We start from the raw sequence: 18,622 nt of genomic DNA, 5'->3' as shown, positions 1-18,622 counted from the left end.
AGCGCCCTGGCAATGATCGTCGACATGCCAACAGCTCAAGTCGAACTGCTGCACAAATTCCTCGAACGGATCGACGGCCGGCTGTCGCAGACGGCACGCACGAAGGAGTTCACTGCATTGGACGACGTCGATGTCGAACGGATCGAGGCGCTCGATGCCGACGCATTCGAGCAAGACCGGGCCTGACCACCGCTTTTGCGTCTTTGTCCCCCAATCAAAAGAGATCTAGTTGCCCCATCCTCTGCTTTAAAGCGGTCCGCCATACGACAATGATGCTCGCTACATATGTCCCCATGCCGCGCGAGCTTGTTTGCAGTCGAGCCTATGATGGCGGCAATTGCGGCTTCTTGATCCGGATTCCATAGCCATCGGCGTCTTCCAGACTGAATTCTATACCAGCATCTTCGATGCACCTGCCTTATGCCGTCCAGAGTGCCATTTCGTAATTGGTCTCCTCGTTCCAACCGACTTATTGTCTGGGTTGAAACATTTGCTGCCTGCGCAAGTTTCGACCCTCACATCACGACGAAAAATCCCGATCGTCGACAGAAAGCCTCGATCTCACGCTCGAAGCGATCAATCGCATCGCAGGCCCACGGCTCGTATGATCCGGCAACGGCGCGAGTATCGAGCCGGCTGCGCAATCTGATCATTCCCATGTGCCAACAGCTTAAAAAGCCCATTGCATTGCTTTCGAACCAAGACCGGACCCTGCGACTTCATATCAGCGCTAACCTCTCCCGTTGTCCATCTATAAGAACTTCGAAATTTAGCGGACATAGTCGGTGTTGCAAAATTGCCAACCTCGGGGGTTGAGCATGCATTGCTGTACAGGACGGGGACGACCGAAGTCATCGATTCGACTCGGGACGTTTCCATCATGCAGTCCCAAGCGATTTTCATCAGACCAGAGGACGAAGGCGCTGACATTGCAAGATGTCGCGCAAGGACGCCATTTGCGAAACGACCGCCACGATTGAAGTCAAAGAAAAGCCCCACCGGAGTGAGGCTAAATTGATGCTGCTCCGGGAAATATTAGAGCTGCGACGCGTGTTTAATGCAGATGAGCGAAAGCCGGAAGATCACATTCTTTCGAACCGGTACGCTTGCGGAAAGTTTCACCCGCCGGAACCTGGGGCACCTGCGTCTGCTCTGTCGCAAACCGCACGGTAACGTTGGCTGGAGCATAGGCTCTTCCATTTCAGGGAGCTCGTCGATGTTCAATGGCCGTCACTTCGACCGATCTGTAATCCCGCTGTGCGCACGTTGGTGTCTGGCTTACAATCTCAGCCTGCGTGATCTGGAAGAGATGATGGCCGAGCGCGGATTCACGTCGACCACTCCACGGTTCATCGCTGGGTCGTCCGCCGATCCATGGTTATTACGCTCATCTCCGCGAGAGACAAACCTTTCCACCGATGTGAGCTGCCGGAAATCCGATATCCGATATCGTGCGACCGTGGTCCGGCTTCCGATGACACTGAAGATCGGTTCTTGACTTCGATCAAAGTGGCTTCCTTCTCGGCGCGGTAGCCTTCTGCGTGTTCAATGGAGAAAACGTGTCATGCAGAAACAAGTTCTAAAGTCTGCTTTCGAGCTTCCGATGGCGTCATTCCTGGCCTTGAGCGATGACAACAACCCGACTGGGTCCGTATTGAAGATACCGACAACGATAGCGAAAACATTGCTTCGCTATCAGGTCGAAGGCCTATCATTCCTTCAGCACCGTTTTCAGCGCGACATCAAGCTGATGGATGACGTCATAGCTGCGGAAAAAACCAATGATACCCTGGATGTCATCGGCGACTATTGGCGCGATGCGGTTTCGGACTATGCGAAAGAAATCAGCAAAACCCTGGCGATCAACGCGCGATTTGCGTCCGATACCGCCGGCATCGTGCGAGAAGAGGCCAAAAACGCTTAACACTGCAGCCGTAAGCACGGTCACGCGCAAGGGAGTGCCCTCGCCTCCTTAACCATCGGTGATTCCGCAATCTTCTTGCCCGCTGATGGCTAGAAGATAGCAGCGAGATGCCAATGGAAAGTACCCGAGGTTTGGTCGATCACGAAATTGGCGGGCGGCACGCTCAACTCAGCATCCACCGATGGCTCCGAGATTGTCGCGCTTTTCGAGGCCGGTTTTGCGCCCACGCCGGTTTTCTTGATTTCCCAAATTTCTATCTCAAAGAAGGAACGTTCGCATGTCACGCTTGTCAACTACTTGTCTGATGACCATCGCACTTCTGGCGTCACCGGCTGTCAGCTTCGCTCAAGAAGCCCCATCGGCTACGATTGCATTCTCCGGTGGCAGTGTCGCCGCTGGCGTTGGATATACCTGGGGCAACGGAACTCTGTTGTTCAAAGGCAAGCCCTATCCCTTCACCGTTTCGGGACTGAGTGTTGTTGACATCGGCATTGATCGCATTGATGGCGCCGGAACAGTCTACAATCTGAAGAATCCCGCCGACGCCGCGGGCACTTATTTCGCCGCTGGCGCCGGCGCGACGATCGCCGGCGGTGGCTCGGTGGCGGTGCTCGAAAACCAAAACGGGGTCATCGTCCATTTTCATTCAAAAACGTCGGGCCTGAAGCTCAACCTTGCCGCAAGCGGCATTGTTGTAACGCTGAAATAAACAACCTCCTGGATTGCATTTTCTCGCGCCACGCACGCAAGGAAGCTGGATGAAACCGGTGCTCGTGGTCGGATTCCAATGGTGTCTGACCCGCAGCCGGATTGATGCTGGTCCAGAACAAACAAGCAAAGGCGACGTGAGCGCTTGGTATTTGCGGCTCGGCTGGATCAACAAGATTAGAGGCATCGATGAATCGTATCGCACTTGTCACGGGGGGTGTCACAGGAATAGGTGCCGCCACCAGCCTGGCGCTGAAGGCGGCCGGCTATCGGGTTTGTGTCAACTATCTCGGCAATGAAGCAGGGGCCGAGGCCTTCGGTCGGTCAAACGGAATTCCGACATTCGCCTGGGATGTCGCCGATTTCGATGCCTGCGCACACGGCGTTGCTGAGGTTGCCGCCAAGCTGGGTCCGGTCGAAATACTCGTCAACAATGCGGGAATTACGCGAGATTCCATGCTGCACAAGATGACTAAGGAGCAATGGCGTTCTGTCATCGATATCGATCTGGGTGGATGCTTCAACATGTGCCGAGCCGTGATCGAGAGCATGCGCGAGCGAAATTTTGGACGTATTGTGAACATCAGTTCGGTCAACGGCCTCATGGGCCAGGCGGGGCAGACCAATTACGCAGCGGCCAAAGCAGGGATGATCGGCTTCACCAAAGCACTGGCGCTTGAGAGTGCCCCGCGCGGTATCACGGTCAACGCGATTGCACCGGGCTACACGAAGACCGACATGGTCGCGACCGTGCGGCCCGATATCCTGAAGATGATCGTCGATGCGGTTCCAGCCAAACGGTTGGCTCTACCCGAGGAAATCGCGCGCGGCGCCATTTTTCTCGTGTCGGACAAAGCCGGCTTCATTACCGGCGAAACACTGTCGATCAACGGCGGTAGATATATGTCGTAGCTTAACGCGGGAAATCTCATCTCCCAGGATTGCCCGACTACTCGCCCCTTTCCGAGAGGTAACAGACTCAGATTGGGAAACCTGCCCCACACTTTGCGACGAAACCGCGTGAGAACGAAGGAAGATGGTTCATTCGCCGCGAAAGGAAATGTTGCTATGGACACACTCCCAATGAAAGCCACGGAAGCTCAGCTCCTCGCGCCGTCGGAACCCGACATGAGTAATTCGTTCCTGGGTGAAAGCTTCCGCGCAATCGATCTTATGACAAGTGCGTCGATCGCCCGCGCGACATTTGGGTTTTCACCGACCGCTTTCTGGCTCGCCTTCGCCGATTGGGGGGCGCATCTCGCCGCGGCGCCCGGTAAGCAAACGGAACTCGCCGTAAAGGCGGACCAGAAGTCGATGCGTCTCCTCACTCACATGCTACAGTCCATCCTAGATCCCGACACACCCTGGTGCATCGAGCCACTCCCGGGCGACGAGCGTTTTCAGGATGAAGCCTGGCAGCGTTGGCCCCATCGCTTCTGGGCGCAGGCGTTCCTTTTGACCCAGCAATGGTGGCACAACGCCACGCACGATGTCACGGGCGTCTCCCAGCATCATGAGGACGTCGTGTCGTTTGCGATACGGCAATGGCTCGACATGGCATCGCCGGCCAATATGCTATGGGCCAATCCTGAAACGATCCAGCGCACAATGGGGACCGGCGGTCTAAATCTATTGTTTGGCGCCCGAAACTTGGCCGAAGATTGCCACCACCTCCTGATGGGACAGCCTCCAGTCGGGACGGAAGATTTCGTGGTCGGGCGGAACGTCGCGGTGACGCCTGGAAAAATCGTCTTCCGCAACCATCTGATCGAATTAATACAATATGCACCAGCGACAAACGCCGTTCAAGCCGAGCCAGTACTCATCGTGCCGGCCTGGATCATGAAATATTACATCCTCGATCTTTCGCCGGCCAACTCCCTGATCCGCTTCCTCGTGGAACGCGGCCACACCGTTTTTTGCATTTCCTGGCGCAATGTGACGGCGGAAGATCGCGATCTCTCGCTCGATGATTATCGCAGGTTCGGGGTGATGGCGGCACTCGACGCAGTCGCGGCTATCGTCCCGGATCGTAAGATTCATGCAGCCGGCTACTGTTTGGGCGGAACGATACTGACGTTAGCGGCAGCCGCCATGGCGCAGGACGGCGACCATCGTCTTGCCTCGGTGACGCTCTTTGCCGCACAGACCGACTTCACCGAGCCGGGTGAATTGCAACTTTTCATCGACGACAGTCAAATCGCCTTTATAGAGGCCATGATGTGGCAGCATGGCACACTCGAGGCCTCGCAAATGTCTAGCGCTTTCCAGATGCTCCGGTCCAACGACCTGATCTGGTCCCGCATGATCCACGAATATCTGATGGGTGAACGCGAGCCGCTGAACGATCTGATGGCGTGGAATGCCGACGCCACCCGCATGCCCTACCAAATGCAGTCCGACTATCTGCGCAACCTTTTTCTTCATAACGACCTTGCTTCCGGCCGCTATATGGTTGATGGCCAACCTGCCGTCATCCAGAACATTCGTGTTCCAATCTTCGCCGTGGGCACGGAACGTGACCATGTCGCCCCTTGGCGCTCGGTCCATAAGATCCACTATCTCACCGATACCGACGTAACCTTCGTTTTGACCAGCGGTGGTCACAACGCGGGTATTGTCAGCGAGCCAGGCCATCGCGGTCGGCATTTCCGAATGCTGGAGAAAAAGCCAGACGACCCCTGCCTTAGCGCGGATGAATGGTACTCGGTTGCGCCGGTTCGTGACGGATCTTGGTGGCCTGCCTGGGAGGCGTGGCTGTCGGCGCAGACAAATAGCGAACCCGTCACGCCGCCCACCATGGGCGCTCCGATCAAGGGCTACCCTCCGCTTTGCGATGCGCCTGGTAGCTACGTGATGCAGCGATGATCCGGCCCATGACCGATTTCCTCCCATATAACCGTTACGAACACTTCATCGCCAGGGGCCGGGCCGCGCCTGCCGTGCCGCTGCCGCGCGAGCAGTCGAACTTGCAGCGCAAGGTAAGGTCGATGCGCGGATGAAAGGTCGTCTACACAGCAATGAACTCCGATGATGCGCTGGCAGTCGCGTCTCGCGAGCCCTGTGGATCGACTATCGTTACCAAGGAAGGCAAACTGGTCTACCAACCGGATCTGCCGTAGGGTGGCGAAGCTCAATGCGACGCCGCCTCCTCTCGGGTAACGCGCTTTTCATGCTCAATCGATCTGTTGTGTCTCTCATCGGAGAATTCTCATGAACCTCGAACTCAACGGTAAACTGGCTCTCGTTACGGGCAGCACCGCCGGCATCGGTCATGCAATCGCGGCAACTCTTGTTCGCGAGGGCGCCCATGTCATCGTCAATGGACGGACCCAAGATGCCGTCGATTGCACGGTCGCCGAACTTGTCGCGATTGGAAGCGGTCGCGTTGACGGATTTGCCGGCGATCTCGGAACTGAAGCAGCCGCCGATGCGATTACGAAACGCTTTCCAAATGTCGAGATCCTGATCAACAATCTCGGCATCTTCGAACCCAAGCCGTTCGAAGAGATCCCGGATGCTGACTGGCGGCATTTCTTCGATGTCAACGTGCTTTCAGGTGTTCGTCTCGCCCGTCTTTATCTGCCCGCGATGCGCCAGCGTAACTGGGGCCGCATCATCTTTATATCGAGCGAAAGCGGCGTACATATTCCCGCCGAGATGGTGCACTACGGCGTGACCAAGGCGGCCCAGATCGCAGCGGCGCGCGGTATCGCCGAATCGGTTGCTGGCACCGCGATCACGGTCAACAGCGTGTTGCCAGGCCCAACGAAGTCGCGCGGCGTCATCGATTTTGTCGCCGCGTTGCCCGGGTCCGAAGGGAAGACTTTCGCGCAATTCGAGACCGAGTTCTTCGAGAAAATCCGACCAACTTCACTGATCAAACGCTTCACGACGCCTGAGGAAATCGCAACCATGGTTGCCTATGTGGCAAGCCCGCTATCCTCGGCCACCAATGGCGCGGCACTGCGGGTCGATGGCGGGGTTGTGAAGAGCGCGTTCTGATTGTCACGGGAGAGAACGCCGTCCTTGCATCCGAAGCCTTAACTCTATCCGCGCCATGCCTGCGTGGCTATAAACGCAGGTGAGGCTCTTGGGATTTGAAACGGCGATCACTCCGTTGCCTCAGAAGAACAAACTGCGGATGAGCAGCGCTGAGGGCGTTCAATTTCTAGGAATCCTTTAGAAAATAGCAGTCGCACTACCAGAACGGATCTCCAAAAACAGCCGTTTTGGCCACGTCAGCCAACAACTATTCGTCGCTCTCATCGGCATCGGAAACTAATGCCGGTTCGCAACCTATGTTCGTCCCATGTCAGCGAACAAGCGTCTAAACTGTTCAGAACTGACAGAATTCATTTCCCTTTCCTCGCTCGAAAAGGAACGTGGACTCGCATAGTGCGTGGAAAACGCGCCAATGAACTTTCCGGAATGGCCGAATATCGGTGTTGTCTGGATCGCTCGAATACCGATCCTGCGAGTCCAGTCTCTTAAAGAAGCAAACCCATCGGCACTCTCGATATCTTCAACGAAGACGGATGCTTGTAAAATGCGAGCGGCATCGCAGGTCGTCGCCTCTCCGTTCCGCACCCTTGCAAACTGTTCGACGGAAGAGCGATCAAAATTGTGGTGGGCAATAAGGCAGAGATGAGCCGTGTCGATATCCAACAGCTGCAAACTTCCAAAGTTGGCGCCCCGGGCCATGACAACGCGATCGAGACATCTTTCGGCGTTAGCCCCGACGGAATCCGAAATACCGAGATGCGGACAGGTTTGTGACCAAATATTCTCCAGCCAGTATAATTCATTGCGCGCTTGAGCGAGCAGTTGCTCAAACATCGAGCGCTCATGATCGTCCAAGCCTTCGCTAAGCAGGCGCTCGAAGCGCTCGATATTCTGCCGAACGATGAAGCGTCGCATCCGCCCCTCACATAGTCTTTGCAGAAGGCTAAATTAGCTTAACCTCCAAATCTTCGCATGTACAGCTGAGAACAGCTTTTGATTTCGGAATCATTGGAGGGATTTCTACTTTTGCTTGTTTCAGCAAGAGGAATGTGAATACCAAAATCTAGCGCTTATGCGTCTGGATATCGTCATAATGATCGATCGATGGCTGGATGGCCGTATCAATCGATATCGGATACGCCATCGCTTCCAGATTGGCCGACCGGAGGCTCTCACGCCACATAATCGTGGCCCGCCGGCGCGGAGTTACTGCGGCGCAGCGGAGCACAGCCATTCTGGCACAGCCTTCGTAACCGGGGATACCCAGCCGGCGTGCAGTAGATGCATCGCTCTTGGAGATGAGATCGATCTCACGACGTTTTAGGGGCGATAGCCGCCACGTCCACTCTATGACCTTTGCGCCAGATCAATGTCCAGACTGTCTCGCGATGGCAGAGTTGGAGCACAGAAGGAGTATGGCGCATGGATGGCTCAATCGAAGCGCGACCGCTACTGCGTGAGGTATCCGCGCCGGCGACAATACCGAAGGCGCGAAAACGCCGGATGCTTTGGCCTTGGTTGCTGGCAAGCATGACGGTCGTGTCGGCGTTTGCGTTCATCGTTGTCTGGCAGCGCATTGGAAAACCTATAACGCAGTCCTTCGAGATCGCCCTCGTGACTAAAGGTGACGTGGTACGGCAGGTGACAGCAACCGGAACAGTCAATCCGGAACTCACCATCATCGTCGGCAGCTATGTATCCGGCCCGATCACGGAGATCCGCTGCGACTACAATACCGTGGTCAAGGCGGGACAGGTGTGTGCGACTATCGACCCACGCCCCTACCAGACCACGGTCAATCAGGACTCTGCAAATCTGTCGGTCGCCAATGCTCAGATGAGCAAAGATAAGGCCAATTTAGATTATGCGCAATTGAACTATGAAAGGAGCCGCCGTCTCATAGAGCCTCAAGCAGTCTCTCAGGACACCGTCGATATCGCCAAAAACCTTGCCGAGCAGGCCGAAGCGCAGGTGGCCCTTGACCAGGCGGTAATCGAGCAGCGCAAAGCCGAGCTTGCCGCCGCGCAGATCAATCTCGACTATACGAACATACGCTCACCCGTTAATGGCGTCGTAGTTTCCCGCAATGTGAGCCAGGGCCAGACTGTGGCCGCGAGCTTCCAGACCCCCACACTTTTCCTTATCGCCACCGATCTAACCAGAATGCAGGTGGATACCAACATCAGCGAAAGCGATATCGGGGCTATCCGAGAGGGCGAGCCGGTCACTTTCAGTGTCGATGCCTTTCCGGCACGAGCCTTTGAAGGTAAAGTCAAACAAGTTCGGCAATCGCCGCAAACCGTTCAAAATATCGTCACTTTCGATGCGGTCTTCGGCGTCGACAACGCGGATCTTGCCCTGAAACCGGGTATGACCGCGTCACTGAGCATTGTTACCGATCATCAGACGAGCGTCCTTCGCGTTCCCAACCAGGCTCTGCGGTTCCAGCCAAGAGAGGGCTCGATTCCGTCCATAACACCCTACTCCGCAGATATGAAAGCGGCACATGTGTGGGTGCAGCGCAGCGGTGTGCTGACCCTGGTGCCCGTAAGAACAGGTATAAGCGACCAGTCCTTCACCGCGATCGAGGCGGGCGACCTGTCCGTCGGTGACAAGGTCATCGTCGGACAAAGCAAATCATCGAATTCGTCGGCTCTCTCCCGCCTCCTCAGATTGTAAAGGCGGTTCTGCCATGACATTTCAGGAAACTCAGCCCGTTATAGAATTGAAGGATGTCACAAGAACTTTTGTGGTCGGCGGCACGGAGGTCAAGGCGATCCGCGGGGTCAATATCAAGGTCGAGCGGGGCGAATTCATTGCGATCGTAGGGTCGTCAGGTTCAGGAAAATCCACATTGATATCGATTCTCGGCTGTCTCGATCGCCCAAGCAGCGGTAGCTATCTTTTTGAGGGCGTCGATGTCGCGAAACTTACAGAACCGGCTCTTGCCGCTATTCGAAGCGAACGACTGGGTTTCGTCTTTCAGAGCTTCAACCTGTTGCCGCGTACGAGTGCCCTCGAAAATGTTCGCCTGCCGCTCTACTATGCCAAAGCTGGCACGGTCGACGGTGCCGGTGCGGTAGAACATGCGCGCGCTTCGCTTGCTCGCTTGGGGCTTGGAGATCGCGAACGCAACACGCCCGGTCAGCTATCCGGCGGCCAACAGCAGCGGGTCGCCATAGCGCGCGCTTTGATCAACTCTCCTCATCTGCTTCTGGCGGACGAACCAACGGGAAACCTCGACACGAAGACCTCGCATGAGATCATGGAAGTCCTTGTCGCTCTCAATCGCCACCAAGGCGTAACCATAGTGCTGATCACGCACGAAGCGGACATCGCCGCCTATGCCGATCGTATCGTAACCATGCGCGACGGCCAGATCGTTGCGGATGAACGAAAGATCGAACGCAACCGGGCCAATGTGTCTCCAGTGGCGAGCGCCGACAATGATGGCAGAGTGCGATCGGAATCCAGTGGCGGCCTCGCCTTCGGGCTTATGGCGCTCGGTGCAGCCGGGCAGGCTATCCGTCGCAACAAGATGCGATCGATACTGACGATGCTGGGCGTTTTCATCGGTGTGGCGGCGCTTATCGTGATGGTGGCAGTTGGACAAGGTGCAAACAACGCCGTTGCGAGACAAATCGAAAGCCTTGGAACGAACGTCGTGGTGGTTCTGCCAGGAGCGCTCACAAGCGGTGGCGCGCGGATAGGATATGGCAGCGCAAGCACGCTGACCGTTGCGGATGCCAGGGCGATCGGAGAGGATACAGCTGTCGCGAATATCGGCTATCTCATCCGCCAGCAGGGCCAGGCCGAATATGGCAGCAAAAATTGGACAACGAATATTCAGGGGGTCAGCGAAGCCTATCCGGCCATCACCAATTGGCATATCGCCGCCGGCGCGCCGATAAGCGGCGAAGACGAACGCAATGGCGATCTGGTCGCCGTCATCGGTCAGACGGTTTATCGTCAGCTGTTCGCTACGACCGAAAATCCGATCGGAGCGACGATCAGAATTCGGAATGTTCCGATGCGAGTCGTTGGCCTGCTGGCGGGCAAAGGCCAGTCGGCAATGGGACAAGATCAAGACGATGTTGTCATGATCCCGTTTACGACCGCCGAACGACGCGTACTGGGTGTTGCAGCACCGAGCCAGGTGCAAACGCCCAACAACTGGGTCTATTTGCCGGCACCGAATCCCTACAATCTGCAACCCCGCCTGACGGGATTTGCCAATATGCTGTTCGTTCAGGCAAAGAGCGCCGACCAGGTACCCGAGGCGGTCAAAGACATTAACGATATTCTGACGCGACGCCACAATATCAAGGCGACCCAAAACAAGGATTTCGATGTCCGTAACCTCAGCCAATTCGCGGAGGCGGCTAAAAGCAGCAGCCGGATTATGGCCCTCCTGCTTGCGGTCGTCGCATCGATCTCTCTTCTTGTCGGCGGAATCGGCATTATGAATATTCTGCTGGTATCGGTGACGGAACGAACTCGGGAGATTGGTCTGCGCATGGCGATCGGTGCCCGGCGCCTACATGTTCTATTGCAGTTTCTGGCCGAAGCGATCTTTCTCAGCGTCAGTGGCGGCATTGCCGGAATTGTCATGGGCATTGCTGTTTCCCTGGTGATTTCACAGGTCTTCAACTGGCCGGCGCCACTTTCGGTGGCCGCAATGACAGGAGGTTTTCTGTTCTCGGCAATGGTCGGGGTCTTCTTTGGTTATTATCCGGCCCATAAGGCAGCCAATCTCGATCCCATCGAGGCGCTCCGGTACGAATGAGCGTGTTGCGAGCAGGGGGCATCGTTCGTCACGCTATCTCGCAGCTTATGGCATCTGTTCCGTACGCAGCCGGCTTATCGCTGAAGCAGACACCGATTGGATTTGACCAAACGCAATGATTGGCTCCTGAAGACACGATAAGTTTTATTTGTTGCATGAAGGAGAAGCGATATGAAACAGCGTCGCTGGCAGGACCATATTGTGTTCATCATTGGCATGTGGCTAATTGCCTCGCCATGGGTATTCGGGAGCTACGGCCCCGATTCCTTTCCCGTTGGCGCGCCCGCTTGGAATTTTCTTGTCTGCGGCCTCGTCGTCGCAGTTCTGGGAGGAGCGGCCTACGCGTCATACCATCTTTGGGAGGATCGAGCCGATATCCTGCTCGGCGGCTGGCTTATCGTCTCCCCCTGGGCTCTTCGATATACTGAGAATCCCCTCTTTACATGGAATGCTCTTATCTCAGGCCTGCTGCTCATCATACTTGCAGCATGGGTATTGCTCGGCAGGCACTCCCCAACTCCATTACCATAATCTCGCATTTCTGGTCCTCGAACCGCAGGCCGCAGGTGCCTCGATCGAGGACACGATTCTCATCTATTCGGGGTTCAATCTCGTCGCTGCCCTAGTCTCCTATCCCATGGGCTTCTTGTCTGATCGGATCAGCCGCCGTGATGTTCTACTCGCGGCGTTCGCCGTGTTCTTTGCCGCTTATGCGGGGGTTGCGCTCACGGTCAATGTCGTCATCGTGGCCGTAGTGTTCGTCTGCTATGGCGCCTATCGGGGGACCTTCCGTGCCGCTAGAAAGGCGCTCGCTTCCAGCCTCGTACCCCGGAACTGCGTGCCGGCGGCATCGGCTGGTACAATTCCCTGGTTGGGCTCGCTCAACTCATTGCCAGTGTCATCGCCGGTCTGCTTTGGGATCACCTTGGCCATCAGTCCGTGTTCATCTGTGGAGCAGTTTTCGCAGTGGTCGGCACCGTTGCGCTCCTGATACTTGTGCCCGCAGAATGCCGGAACTAATTGCCGCGAACAAACGCCACAACGACCACGCGTGGAGCAACACAGTATAAGAGCTTGACCCGATGGCCTGTCGTCGTCACTGCAAGACCTGCTTTGAGGTCCACGGCGATATCCTCATAGCCCAATATCTCGCGATCAAGCGGATACACCGCCTTATAGACTGCTTCCTTGGCTGAAAAGAGAATACGACCGGTAAGGTCTTGATTTAGTGCTTCTGTCGTATCCGCAGGGGTTGCAACTAGCGCGAAAATGTCATGTGGGAGGGGTTGGGCGGGCTCGACATCGATACCGAGAGAGCCGATGTGGGAAACAGGCGCCACCGCCGCTACGGCCATTTCGTTGTCGTGAGCCAACGAACCCGTCATCCCGTCGGGCCAGACCGGCGCGCCCGATGACGTACGCAGGACAGCGAAGTCGTTTAAGCCAATGTCCCACAGCAGACCGTGTGCGATCCACCGGGCCGCGCCGCTGGCCCGCCGGATGGCCGGGTGGCGTGCCGGGATGGCACGTGCTTCCTCCGGCAGCAAGTGGGCCTCATCCTCATCGCGTATCTTCCGGCATCCAATCCGAACGCCTTTCGGTGCAATGGCAGCCATCGCCTCCAAAAGTGCTATTTCCTCGGGCAAGGTTGGCGGAGCGTAGGGCGGGCGTGTCATGGATTGTCCGCCCGTGCAGGTAGGACCAGGTCGGCGATCATCTCCCCGTCCTCGTCGAGTCCCTCTTCAACGAAGCCGGCAGCGCGATAGAGGTGTCGCGCGCCTTTATTCTCAGGGTCATAGCAGATCGAAACGTGCCTGATGTGGCCGAGCCTCCCGATTTCCGCCAGCACTTCGCGCAACGCGGCCTTGCCGTAACCTCTACCCTGGTAGACGCGGTCGATCATGAAGCGGTAGATTCGCGCCTCGTAATCGTCCGCCGGCGCCTCGTACATCAGAAACCCGACAATACGATCCCCCAACATGATAGCGCGCGGCTGCGCGTCCACATCGTCATCGGCTTCTTCCAGAGAGTCCGAATTGCTCGCGACGAAATCCACCTGCTCTTGAGCAAGCTCCAAGGACATCACCAACGCCCGGTTTGCCTCGGTCATCGGAGCGAGACGGATTTCCGCCGTCTGCGGGGATCGATCAGTCAAGGCGTTACCTCCTGGGCAATCTTCAAGAAAGCAGCTGTCTCCACTGCGTTCTCGGGCTCGACACACCGGATGGCAGCGGGATATTCAGGCGGATTTCCTGGCGCCGTCCCTTAGAACCGGCGTCACGAAGCGATGCAATTTGGCCGGGTTGCCGCGCCAGATGGAGTTTGGCTCCAGCACTTCCCCCTTCATCACGAAGGAGTCGACGTCGACCACCGACCCGTCGCCCATCACAACGCCATAGTGGACAAAGGCAGCAGGTCCAAGCGTGACGCCCTTGCCAACCCGGATGAAATCGGACTTGAACACGCCCTCTTCCAACGAATGGGCCTGAATGACGCATCCTTCGTTCAGGGTGGCATCGTCGCCGATCTCCACCAGGGAACGCTCAGTCAGATTGCTGCCGCCGTCATAGACGCGCCGTCCAACCTTCACGCCGAGCATGCGCAGGATCATGGGTCGGAACGGCGTGCCGCTGAACAGGCCGGTGATCGGCGAGTCCGACAGCTTCCAATGAAGTTCATGGTGCCAGAATGTGACATCATAGATCGTCGTCATCTGCGGCTTCAGCTTGCCAAAGCCCAGGCTGGCGCGCTCCACAAAAATGTAAAATGGTATGGTGATCGCCGATGTCAGGACCACAGCGGCGAAGAGCGCGATCTCGGCCCATTCTGTGTAGTAGTTGAGCGCCCGATCCCAGATCGCCAGCGTGGCGAACAACATGACCCACTGCGTTGCCAGGAAGAGGAGCGCCGTCATGGTGTTATAGAGATTCTTGCGCTTCAGGCGGCTACGTCGGGCATCTTCGTCGACGCCGGCGATAAGCTCCTTGTCGCGATTCACCATGCGCGGAATTTCGAAGGACGGCGAGCCCAGCAGGCCAACATTCTCCCGGATCGGCCCGTCGATGGGAACCATCACCTTGGTGCCGAGCAGGCAGTTTTCACCTGTCCGCCCATCCGGCGGATAGTAGATATTGTTGCCCAGATAGTTGCGCTCGCCGATCTTGGTGTGATCCAACCTGAATGCGGTGGCGGACTTGTGCATGTTGATCATGAAAAGCCCGTCCGACACCATGGTGTCGGTGCCGATCTCGCACAGAAGCGGGTTGTCGTGCTGCTGATTCGTTCCGAAATTGGAACCTGTCTGGGTCACCTTGTTAAGCTTCCAGCCGATGCTGCGCATATAATGCACAATCGCCGAGCTATCGCCGAATATCAGGTTGAGGATACGAGAGTTGCTGGAAAGCTCGATCGTAGCTTGCAGCCAGTGGTGAAAGCCGTAGAGAGAATAAGTACGACCCGGCTTTAAGAAGAACCTGAAGAGACGTGGCAGCAATGTCGCAGCAAGCAGGGACACAGCGATGTAACCGAACAGCGTGACCGTGGTGCCGATCGCGACAATGCCGATGGTCTCCTGATAGTCGTCGCTCACATTTTCCCAATAGCTGTGGAAGAGAAGTGGCAGAGGCGTCACGACCGTAAATAGGGCAACGAGCTGAGCCGCTTCATAAAGGATGCGCCGGGCCTTGGAAAGGCTGACATTGCGAACCTTGCAGTAGTCCGCCGTTGTCGGCACCGCCGGCGATCCATGCCAGTGCTCACCATCCGGAATGCTCTGTCCGCGCTGGAGCGACGAAGAGTGGCCGAGCTGGGCGCCATCGCCGATCCGGGTATCGATATCGAGTGTGCTACCGACACCCACGAAGGCATCGCGGCCAATGGTCAGCTGACCTGTGTGGATATAGCCGGACTGCGCCCGATAGCCGAGTATCATCGATTCTTTGCGCAGAATGGTATTGTCGCCGATCGATATAAGATCGGTGCAGACCGGCACGGATCGGCATTCGATAACGGTATTCCGTCCGAGCTTGGCACCCAGAAGCCGCAGATAGAGACTGTAGAGCGGGCTGCCGCGGAAGAGCACCACGGGTGCGGTCCGGATCATGGTCTGAACTACCCAGAAACGATAGTAGCGCAGGCCCCAGATGGGGAACGCTTCTGGCTTCCAGCGGCCGACCAGCAGCCACTTCGCGATGATCGCGGCCCCCGACATACCGAAGAAAACACCGCCAGACAGCAGCGCGCAGCGCAGATAGAGCGACAGCGGCTCATCGAGCTTGTCATATACCCAGTTAAGACCGTAGTTGAAAAGCAGCAGTCCAAAATAGCTGTAGAGGCCATAAAATAGGAGTTGTGCTGCTCCACAGGTCCAGTAGGCAAGATTGGATGCCCGGTGGGTTAGACATGGCTCATTGATGGCCGTCGTCCTCTCCTCCGGGATACGGAGGTGCTGTGCGAGAAGCGCCACAGTCGGGTGCAGGTAGATGTCCCGAATGGACGCCGTCGCCCATTCCTTTCGGGTGCGCACGCGGGCGCAAAAGCGAGCCATGAGCAGGGAGTTGGCACCGAGATCGTCGAAAAAATGGTCTTCCACAGAGACATCATCAAACTTCAGAACGTTCGAAAGCGTCTCCGCCAGGAAGCGTTCATCGTCATTGCGGGGTGGCACCACCGTTCGTTCTGCCGCGAGCCGAACGCCTGTCGGCTTCGGGAGCTGACGAAGATCCGCCTTGTTCGAGACCGTCATCGGGATCGCGGGCAATTCCTCCAGATAAGAAGGCACCATGTAGTCCGGCAGGCGCTGTTTCAGCGCGCGCGCAATATCGGCACGCGAGATCGGTGGCAGGCCGGTCTTCGATGCGTAATAGGCAACGAGTTCCATACGGCCGGGCTCGATCTCCCAGGTCGTGACGGCAGCCTGCGCGATCGCGGGCTGGTCCAGAAGCACCGCCTCGATCTCTCCGAGCTCGATGCGGTATCCGCGGATTTTCACCTGGGTGTCGATGCGACCCTGATATTCGATCTCGCCGTCGTCGTTGATCCGGCCGAGATCCCCCGTCCGGTAAATACGCTTCGACGGATTGTTCGGCAGGCCGATGAAATCTGCAATAAACTTCTGTTCGGTCAGATCCGGCCTATTGAGGTAGCCTGCCGCCAGTCCGATGCCGGCAATGCCGATTTCACCCGACTCACCTGGCTCGGCAAGTTCCGATACCAAAGGATCGAGAATGACGATGGAGTAAGTGGGCAGTGGTGCACCGATGGTCACCGACCTCTCAGGCACCAGCACACCCATCGTTGCGGTCACCGTGGCCTCGGTCGGGCCATATGTGTTGAGAATTTGCCGCCCTCGCTTCGTCCAGCGCATGACGAGATTATGAGGACAAGCCTCGCCGCCGACCAGCAGCAATCGGAGGCCAGGCACGTCACTTTCTATGGAGGATAATAATGTCGGGCTACAGGCCATGCAAGTAACGTCATTCATCCGCAGGAAATCAGCGAGCTCCTCGCCCACCAGAGTAAGCTGACCCGGCGCTGGCACGATTGTGGCGCCAGCGGCAAATGGCACCCAAATCTCTTCGGCAGAAAAGTCAAAGGCGATGGTCATGCCCTGATAGACGCGATCACCCGGCCGGTACCCATAGGCTGCGGCAGCGACCCGCACAAAGTTGCAAATGCTTTGGTGCTTTATGACTACGCCCTTAGGCTTGCCTGTCGTACCGGATGTATAGAGAATGTAGCAGGTGTCGTCGGATGCAGAAGGCACAGCGTTCGGTTGCAGCGGTGCATCGGACCTAGCCGTGATTTCGGCGTCGGCGGCATCGATCAGGACGAAGGGAACGGAGAGTTGTTTGGCGCGAGAGGAATAGGCGTCGATGGTGACGACCAGCTCCACATCGGCGTCTTCGATGATGAGCGCCATCCGCTCTTCGGGAAAAGCGGCAGCGAGAGGAACGAACGCCGCCCCTGCCCTCATGACACCGAGCAGCGCAATGTAGGTCTCGGCGGATCGATCGACAAGCAAACCCACCCGCTGGCCCGGCCGCACGCCCTTGTCCATGAGGAGGCGGGCAAACTGATTCGCGCGTTTGTTTATCTCTTGATATGTCCAGGCGCGTCCATCGGAGATCACGGCCGGCAACGAACCAAACCTCTCGGCAAGCTGCTCGAAGACGATATCGAGCCGCTCAACGGGCCGTCCTTCCTCGGAAAAGTCGGCACCCGTCAGAATCTGAGAGCGTGCGATCGTTCTGAGATCAGGGTGGATTTTTACAAGCGTATCTGTGCTTCCGAAACGAGCCTTTGTTCCGGGTTGGTTACTTGAATTGGTCACCGCGCCCCCGGCGAGTTCGGTACCATCAACACCTTGATCCATTTTCATACTCTCTAGTCAAAAGCCTAGCATCGCCGGGCGCTTGTATCACACGAGGCGTCGTGCCACTTCTCCAGCAAGCACTACCCGCCGCTGCAGGTTGCAATCCCCAGTTGCAATTGACCTCTGTTTCGTGGAAGCCTCCATAAAAGAAAAATCTGCAATTCAAAACCGCAATTTCTGGCAATACCGTCTTTCGCTTGTCTGAGGCGGTCCTCACTCCAGGAATTCGCGGCTTCGCGGCAGAATCGTGTCCAGCAATAGCCGTTTCTGCGACCTCGACAAAAGCTCGCGACAAAGCCCGGCCATCTCCTTGTCCGTAAACTCACTCTCGATGACAGTTGCTGGACCACTTTTGAGATTGACCGGAAAACGGCCTTTCGCGAACGGATTAGAGACCCCAAGTTGGGACTATGTTGTAAATCTGAAATCTCGCGTCCAATAGATCAAATTGCCCGAGGCTACGCTAGAAGGGCGGTACGACACCCCCTGGGATAGGCTTCGCATATTCCTTTTCATCACCTTGCTCCCGATTTCGATCTTAAAGATCATGCAAGGGCTGTCAGATCATTGATGCGTATCAATGATCTGATCGGAGGGTGGCCGATATCCGCCCCGACGAGGCACGTAGCATTGATCAACGCGCATCGCACGCCGTGAGAGTCTGTGAGCAAGCCGGGTTAAGCTGGCGCGACCACCGCATCGGGTTTTCCGGTTGTGCGCAGTTCTGGCGAACTGCGAAACCGATCGGAATCACTGTCACAACGAACCTCGTGCTAAACCTGCGTTGGAGAGGTGATCACGTTCATAGTGGCGGCTTGAGCGGAGA

14 protein-coding genes and 1 pseudogene are annotated in these 18,622 nt (G+C 56.8%); 11 read left to right on the top strand and 4 right to left on the bottom strand.

Going from position 1 to position 18,622, the window contains the following annotated elements:
* The first annotated feature begins 24 nt into the window (after nt 1–24).
* From FHT28_RS08440 to FHT28_RS08410, 8 genes and pseudogenes are all read left to right on the top strand, one after another.
* Entirely contained in the window at nt 25–186 is a 162-nt protein-coding gene (locus tag FHT28_RS08440; RefSeq protein WP_173411603.1) for a hypothetical protein, read from the top strand.
* Between the two features lie 1,030 nt (nt 187–1,216).
* Nucleotides 1,217–1,368: pseudogene (locus FHT28_RS08435) on the top strand (IS6 family transposase); the annotation flags it as partial.
* A gap of 196 nt (nt 1,369–1,564) precedes the next feature.
* Nucleotides 1,565–1,924, top strand: coding sequence for a hypothetical protein (locus tag FHT28_RS08430; RefSeq protein ID WP_246704815.1), 360 nt, complete (start codon nt 1,565–1,567; stop codon nt 1,922–1,924).
* 277 nt (nt 1,925–2,201) lie between these two features.
* Complete coding sequence (locus FHT28_RS08425; protein WP_141694117.1) at nt 2,202–2,633, top strand: hypothetical protein; 432 nt, start codon at nt 2,202–2,204, stop codon at nt 2,631–2,633.
* A 188-nt stretch (nt 2,634–2,821) separates the two neighbouring features.
* Nucleotides 2,822–3,544 carry an acetoacetyl-CoA reductase gene (gene phbB, locus FHT28_RS08420; protein WP_168595989.1) on the top strand — a complete coding sequence of 241 codons (723 nt, stop codon included), beginning with the start codon at nt 2,822–2,824 and terminating at the stop codon, nt 3,542–3,544.
* 216 nt (nt 3,545–3,760) lie between these two features.
* Nucleotides 3,761–5,500 (top strand): alpha/beta fold hydrolase, encoded by a 1,740-nt coding sequence (locus FHT28_RS08415; protein WP_246704829.1) that lies wholly within the window; start codon nt 3,761–3,763, stop codon nt 5,498–5,500.
* 8 nt (nt 5,501–5,508) lie between these two features.
* The gene (locus FHT28_RS36655) at nt 5,509–5,634 is read left to right on the top strand and encodes a hypothetical protein (RefSeq protein ID WP_281408431.1); all 126 of its coding nucleotides are present in this window, start codon (nt 5,509–5,511) and stop codon (nt 5,632–5,634) included.
* Between the two features lie 211 nt (nt 5,635–5,845).
* The gene (locus FHT28_RS08410) at nt 5,846–6,637 is read left to right on the top strand and encodes an SDR family NAD(P)-dependent oxidoreductase (protein WP_168595988.1); all 792 of its coding nucleotides are present in this window, start codon (nt 5,846–5,848) and stop codon (nt 6,635–6,637) included.
* 294 nt (nt 6,638–6,931) lie between these two features.
* On the opposite strand, the gene FHT28_RS08405 is transcribed toward FHT28_RS08410, so the two are convergent.
* Nucleotides 6,932–7,552, bottom strand: coding sequence for a GAF domain-containing protein (locus FHT28_RS08405; protein WP_113134399.1), 621 nt, complete (start codon nt 7,550–7,552; stop codon nt 6,932–6,934).
* Between the two features lie 507 nt (nt 7,553–8,059).
* Here FHT28_RS08405 and FHT28_RS08400 point away from each other — a divergent pair.
* The 3 genes from FHT28_RS08400 (at nt 8,060) to FHT28_RS08390 (ending at nt 11,954) form a co-directional block, all read left to right on the top strand.
* Nucleotides 8,060–9,316, top strand: coding sequence for an efflux RND transporter periplasmic adaptor subunit (locus FHT28_RS08400; protein ID WP_246704814.1), 1,257 nt, complete (start codon nt 8,060–8,062; stop codon nt 9,314–9,316).
* Between the two features lie 13 nt (nt 9,317–9,329).
* Complete coding sequence (locus tag FHT28_RS08395; protein ID WP_092575253.1) at nt 9,330–11,423, top strand: ABC transporter permease; 2,094 nt, start codon at nt 9,330–9,332, stop codon at nt 11,421–11,423.
* 171 nt (nt 11,424–11,594) lie between these two features.
* Nucleotides 11,595–11,954 carry an SPW repeat protein gene (locus FHT28_RS08390; RefSeq protein ID WP_168595987.1) on the top strand — a complete coding sequence of 120 codons (360 nt, stop codon included), beginning with the start codon at nt 11,595–11,597 and terminating at the stop codon, nt 11,952–11,954.
* 485 nt (nt 11,955–12,439) lie between these two features.
* On the opposite strand, the gene FHT28_RS08380 is transcribed toward FHT28_RS08390, so the two are convergent.
* From FHT28_RS08380 to FHT28_RS08370, 3 genes are all read right to left on the bottom strand, one after another.
* Entirely contained in the window at nt 12,440–13,099 is a 660-nt protein-coding gene (locus FHT28_RS08380) for a 4'-phosphopantetheinyl transferase superfamily protein (protein ID WP_168595985.1), read from the bottom strand.
* Nucleotides 13,096–13,533, bottom strand: a complete 438-nt coding sequence (locus FHT28_RS08375) for a GNAT family N-acetyltransferase (protein WP_037191226.1) — start codon at nt 13,531–13,533, stop codon at nt 13,096–13,098. Before FHT28_RS08375 ends, FHT28_RS08380 begins: the two co-directional genes overlap by 4 nt.
* Before the next feature lie 129 nt (nt 13,534–13,662).
* Nucleotides 13,663–17,802, bottom strand: coding sequence for a Pls/PosA family non-ribosomal peptide synthetase (locus FHT28_RS08370; RefSeq protein ID WP_168595984.1), 4,140 nt, complete (start codon nt 17,800–17,802; stop codon nt 13,663–13,665).
* Between the last annotated feature and the right edge of the window lie 820 nt (nt 17,803–18,622).

Origin of the sequence: Rhizobium sp. SG570 (assembly GCF_012275345.1) — a bacterium.
Taxonomy (GTDB): Bacteria; Pseudomonadota; Alphaproteobacteria; order Rhizobiales; family Rhizobiaceae; genus Rhizobium; species Rhizobium lusitanum.
This window is presented reverse-complemented; position numbering and strand designations above follow the sequence as displayed.

What these genes read in the sequence shown, in the direction of transcription:
- FHT28_RS08440 (WP_173411603.1), top strand. Translation starts at nt 25, where the DNA reads ATGCCAACAGCTCAAGTCGAACTGCTGCACAAATTCCTCGAACGGATC.
- FHT28_RS08430 (WP_246704815.1), top strand. Translation starts at nt 1,565, where the DNA reads ATGCAGAAACAAGTTCTAAAGTCTGCTTTCGAGCTTCCGATGGCGTCA.
- FHT28_RS08425 (WP_141694117.1), top strand. Translation starts at nt 2,202, where the DNA reads ATGTCACGCTTGTCAACTACTTGTCTGATGACCATCGCACTTCTGGCG.
- phbB (WP_168595989.1), top strand. Translation starts at nt 2,822, where the DNA reads ATGAATCGTATCGCACTTGTCACGGGGGGTGTCACAGGAATAGGTGCC.
- FHT28_RS08415 (WP_246704829.1), top strand. Translation starts at nt 3,761, where the DNA reads ATGAGTAATTCGTTCCTGGGTGAAAGCTTCCGCGCAATCGATCTTATG.
- FHT28_RS36655 (WP_281408431.1), top strand. Translation starts at nt 5,509, where the DNA reads ATGACCGATTTCCTCCCATATAACCGTTACGAACACTTCATCGCCAGG.
- FHT28_RS08410 (WP_168595988.1), top strand. Translation starts at nt 5,846, where the DNA reads ATGAACCTCGAACTCAACGGTAAACTGGCTCTCGTTACGGGCAGCACC.
- FHT28_RS08405 (WP_113134399.1), bottom strand. Translation starts at nt 7,552, where the DNA reads ATGCGACGCTTCATCGTTCGGCAGAATATCGAGCGCTTCGAGCGCCTG.
- FHT28_RS08400 (WP_246704814.1), top strand. Translation starts at nt 8,060, where the DNA reads ATGGATGGCTCAATCGAAGCGCGACCGCTACTGCGTGAGGTATCCGCG.
- FHT28_RS08395 (WP_092575253.1), top strand. Translation starts at nt 9,330, where the DNA reads ATGACATTTCAGGAAACTCAGCCCGTTATAGAATTGAAGGATGTCACA.
- FHT28_RS08390 (WP_168595987.1), top strand. Translation starts at nt 11,595, where the DNA reads ATGAAACAGCGTCGCTGGCAGGACCATATTGTGTTCATCATTGGCATG.
- FHT28_RS08380 (WP_168595985.1), bottom strand. Translation starts at nt 13,099, where the DNA reads ATGACACGCCCGCCCTACGCTCCGCCAACCTTGCCCGAGGAAATAGCA.
- FHT28_RS08375 (WP_037191226.1), bottom strand. Translation starts at nt 13,533, where the DNA reads ATGACCGAGGCAAACCGGGCGTTGGTGATGTCCTTGGAGCTTGCTCAA.
- FHT28_RS08370 (WP_168595984.1), bottom strand. Translation starts at nt 17,802, where the DNA reads ATGAAAATGGATCAAGGTGTTGATGGTACCGAACTCGCCGGGGGCGCG.